The sequence below is a fragment of the Methanobrevibacter sp. UBA212 genome (genome assembly GCF_905233225.1).
In the GTDB taxonomy this organism is placed as follows: Archaea; Methanobacteriota; Methanobacteria; order Methanobacteriales; family Methanobacteriaceae; genus Methanocatella.
This window is the reverse complement of sequence record NZ_CAJODJ010000072.1, coordinates 1-4,208: the sequence shown is the minus strand read 5'-3', so window position 1 is coordinate 4,208 and position 4,208 is coordinate 1. Positions and strand designations below refer to the sequence as shown.

At 38.5% G+C, this 4,208-nt stretch carries 3 protein-coding genes and 1 pseudogene; 2 read left to right on the top strand and 2 right to left on the bottom strand.

The annotated features are described in order from the left end of the window. Together QZ138_RS11250 and QZ138_RS11245 are read left to right on the top strand one after the other, a co-directional pair. A pseudogene (locus tag QZ138_RS11250) lies at window positions 1-214 on the top strand (hypothetical protein); the annotation flags it as partial. A gap of 333 nt (window positions 215-547) precedes the next feature. Next, window positions 548-1,480 carry a restriction endonuclease gene (locus QZ138_RS11245; protein WP_292889105.1) on the top strand — a complete coding sequence of 311 codons (933 nt, stop codon included), beginning with the start codon at window positions 548-550 and terminating at the stop codon, window positions 1,478-1,480. Window positions 1,481-1,507: 27 nt separating this feature from the next. On the opposite strand, the gene QZ138_RS11240 is transcribed toward QZ138_RS11245, so the two are convergent. Next, a complete protein-coding gene (locus QZ138_RS11240) occupies window positions 1,508-2,566 on the bottom strand; it encodes an oligosaccharide repeat unit polymerase family protein (RefSeq protein WP_292889104.1) in 1,059 nt (352 codons plus the stop codon). A 1-nt stretch (window position 2,567) separates the two neighbouring features. Further along, on the bottom strand, window positions 2,568-3,917 hold the full coding sequence (gene cfbB, locus QZ138_RS11235) for a Ni-sirohydrochlorin a,c-diamide synthase (RefSeq protein WP_292889103.1): 1,350 nt from the start codon (window positions 3,915-3,917) through the stop codon (window positions 2,568-2,570). Window positions 3,918-4,208: the final 291 nt, after the last annotated feature.

The window sequence follows — 4,208 nt, the reverse complement described above, 5'->3', positions numbered from 1 at the left end:
AAATAAAGTTTCAGAACTTGAAAAGGTTAATGCTTCTGCTAATGGTAAGATTGCTGACCTTGAGAGGGCTAATGCTTCTGCTAATGGTAAGATTAGTGATCTTGAGAGGGCTAATGCTTCTGCTAATGGTAAGATTAGTGATCTTGAGAGGGCTAATGCAGACCTTGAAGCTGAAATTAAATATTTGAAATCACAAGTCAATAACGCTAAATAAGGGTTATCAAATCCTTATTTTTTAAATTTTTAACTTAAAATTAGTGTTCCCTCAGTTCACATGTTTTCACCATTAAATCTTTCTTTTTTTCAAATCAGTATTATAACAACCGATTATGCAATGCCCAAAATTATTTAAATTTTTAAATTATATTGAATCCTTCAAATGGCTTTTGATAAATTTTATAATAGTTTAATCAACTCAATTTTATATTTTACTGTCAATTTTGCTTTTTAATTGAAAACAAATAGATTTAAGCCTACAAAAAACTTTAATAACAATTTAATTCATAAAATATAATATTATTGTAAAAAAATACATGCGGGTGGAAACTTGGAAAAACCACAATTGATTAATTTTATAGCGAAAGTAATGGAGGACTCAGGTTTTAAGGTCTATAAGAACTTTAAAACCTCGCAGAAAGTCATTGACATATATGCTATTCTACCCACAACTATTGGGGACTTTGGGGTAGTTGTAGCATGTCTGAATTATGATAAAGAGGTTCAGGTTGGCGTTGACATCCTGAGGGAAATGGAGGAAGTGCAGGCAAGCCTCAAGGCTTCCAAAGTGACTATCGTAACTTCATCATATTTCTCAGATCAGGCCAAAAACTATGCAATCAGGAAAAACATCAAATTGGTTGACAGAAACAATTTGCTTGAATTGGCCAAAAAATATCAGGACCGGACCAATCAGACAACACTTGACAACACGGTCTATGATGGAGGCGCATCTGCCTATATTGAAGAGGAATACCCCGAATACAATTATGACGCTTCCGACATGGAATACATCATGAATCGAAGGGATGCTCATCCTAATGTCTATAAGAACACATTGTACAGGCATGTTGATGAGCCGCATGCCCGAGGATTTTCTTCACTTTTAAACAGGGGCCGCCAGCAAAGAAACACAGGCAGCCTAAGCCCTTATTCCCAGCAGACCAATCTGTACAATTTTGATTCAAGGGCAGGTTCTTTTGCGGCAGGCTCTTCAGGTATCGGTTCACTTATATTCAGAATCATAAGCAATCCTATCGGACTGGTTCTTGTGGTGGTGATTGTTTCCTATCTGATATCATTCATTGCCGGCAATCTGCTTAAGATGAATTCCGGTACAGCCGGACTGATAGAAATGTTTGTTGCTCTGGCATTGTCCTACGGATTGTCATTCTACACCGACAGGAATGCCGACTTTATCGTAAAAGGAACATTCATATTCTTCATTTCATTGATTATATTGATAATCCTAATCTTCGTATAATTGGGATTGTGGTTTTCGGTGATGGGATTAGGTCTCATCGCTGCCCGTATTTTTTTTGTAAAACGACAGTATAATGTAGATTAATCCAATAAGGTATAAAAACCAAATCATTATGTCCGTTGGACCTGTTTCTATCCAGATTATTGTATGTGTCAGGATGAACGCATATATTCCGATACCAGCACCATTTTTAATTTTATGAATCGCTCCCAGAAAAGCTCCCATAAAAAGCATTTGGATTGTCAGACCTACATATCCGAAATCAAGCATCACAGGGCCGAAAAGGGTTGATGTCAGACAGACATTGTAGTGAAGGACGTATTCTCCGATGAAAGTTCTCGGGCTTCCGGATGAGAATATCATCGCCAGTATCTTTCCTCCGGTTGTGCCTGCAAGGGGCAGAATCCTTTCAAAGACTTCCAGTGTGAATGCTGCACGATAAAATATGAGTTCCAGTGGGTTCAGCGTCCAGTGCTGATTTGAAATTGACTGGGAAGCGATGTATCCAACGCCAATCAGGCCGGCAACGATTATTGCGATAAACACAATTCCAAATTTCCTGGAAATCTTGTCCAGATAGTATAATGTGATGAATGAGCTTCCCAAAATCCCAAGAACGGAGGTTCTGTATCCGTTAAGGCCGAATATCAATGCGCCTAAAATTATTAAAATCAGATATTTCCTGTCATAGTATTTGGCAAGCAAAAGATTGATTGTTATCAAAAACAAGGGATAGGCAACTCTCCAGATGTTTGTTGTTGCATTTGCCTTGAGAGTTGAATTGAATAGTGGAATTCCTCCTAAAAGCACCAGATTCAGGCTTTGAAGGATTAAGGCTATTATTGCCAATGTCAAAAGCAGCTTTTCACTTAAATAGTTGGTCTCGCCTGTTTCGATATTTGCCTTATATTTAACGGCCAGATATCCAATGGCAAAGACGATGCATGCAAATATGACTGTTAAAATTACTTCTGCATCAAGAGGATCTTCAAATCTGTAGTTGAATGATCCCACATATCCCATTGCAAGAAATGCAAGTATTGCGATAACTACAATTAGCGGATTGAAAAAGTCGTATTTTCTCATTTTAATCTCCCAGTTCCCTTGCTGAGATGCACAGGTTTCCTGCAAAGTCAGGCATGGCAGCAACATGGGTGTGGACATAGCTTGCCAAGGTGTTTTTCTCCATAAAGCCGTCCTGAAGCTCGTATGAGCCTTTTCCTCTTGTTATTTTGAAAGCCAACGGATTTTTCAGGTCGTTGACGATGACCTTTGAGTAGTGAAATTCATGGCCGTGGAAGGTTTCGCCCTTTTTGGAGATGATGTTGTCCTCCTGCACCTCCGCTATTGTGTATTTCAGCGCCTGAACTCTGTCTGTTAAAACGGCCTTGTACGGGTAGATGTCAACCATCTTATCGTCATGAATGGAGTTCATCAGATACATCAGCCCTCCGCATTCGGCAAAGATGGGCCTTGACTCATTGTGGAATTGCTTGATGTCTTTTAACATTTGAAGATTGGCTGACAGTTCCTTTGAGAAAAGTTCAGGATATCCTCCGCCGATATAGAGTCCGTCAACATCCGGCAGGCTTTCGTCATTCAACGGCGAGAAATACTCTATTTTTGCATTGTTTGCTTCCAGAGCTTCGATGTTTTCCTTGTAGTAGAAATTGAAGACTTCATCATATGCAACACCGATTTTAACGGGTTGTTTGTTTAGCCTGTTCCAGATCGGTATGGTTTTGGAGGTGATTTTTGGCGCTGATTTGGCGATTTCCACCAATCTGTCCAAATCGATTGATTCCCTGATGGTCTTTGACCAGATGTCAATGAATCTGATTGAGGTTTCCCTTTCACGTGCGGGAACAAGTCCCAAATGCCTCTGCTCGATTGAAATGTTGTCGTCACGGATGATTCCACCGATGACTTCGGTTTTGGTGATTTCCTCAATCGACCTTTTGGTTTTCTCATAATGGGCCTGGTTTTTTACCTTGTTTAAAATCACTCCTGCAATGTTTATTTCAGGATCAAGCGCTTTGAATCCCAAAACCAAAGCGGCGGCACTTTTGACAAGGCTTCTTGAGTTGATAATCAGAATCACCGGCGCTTTTAGAGCCTTTGCTATTGAGGCAGTGCTTCCGATGTCGTTTATGGAGTCGATTCCCTCATAAAGTCCTCTAACGCCTTCGATGACTGCAATGTCCTTTCCTTTCATGCCCTTAAGATATGAATCCCTGATTTGGCCTTCCTTCATGAAAAAGGAATCAAGGTTCCTTGAAGTGTTTCCTGTTGCCAGGGTATGGTAGGACGGGTCTATGTAGTCGGGGCCTGCCTTGAATGGCTGAACGTTGTATTTTTCGCTTAAAGCTTTCATTATTCCGGTGGCGATTGTTGTCTTTCCGACCGCACTGCCGGTACCTGCAAGAATTATTCTCATGTTAATATTATTTATTTTGTATATTTTATTAACTTATTGGATTTTTTAAAAATCATGTTTTGGGTAATTTTCATAATTTTGTGTTTTTCCGGCTATGTGTGATTTTTCATCTGAATTTGATATTTTATTCATAAATATTTAATTAAGTCTAAAATAATTTTAACTTGTGTATAATTTATGTTTTAGTTTTTTGTATAAAGATTAATAAAATATGGTAAATATTCATTAATTTTTTTATATCTGTATTCATATTTATTTTAATTTATAAAGCTTTTTGTTTATGGAAGATTT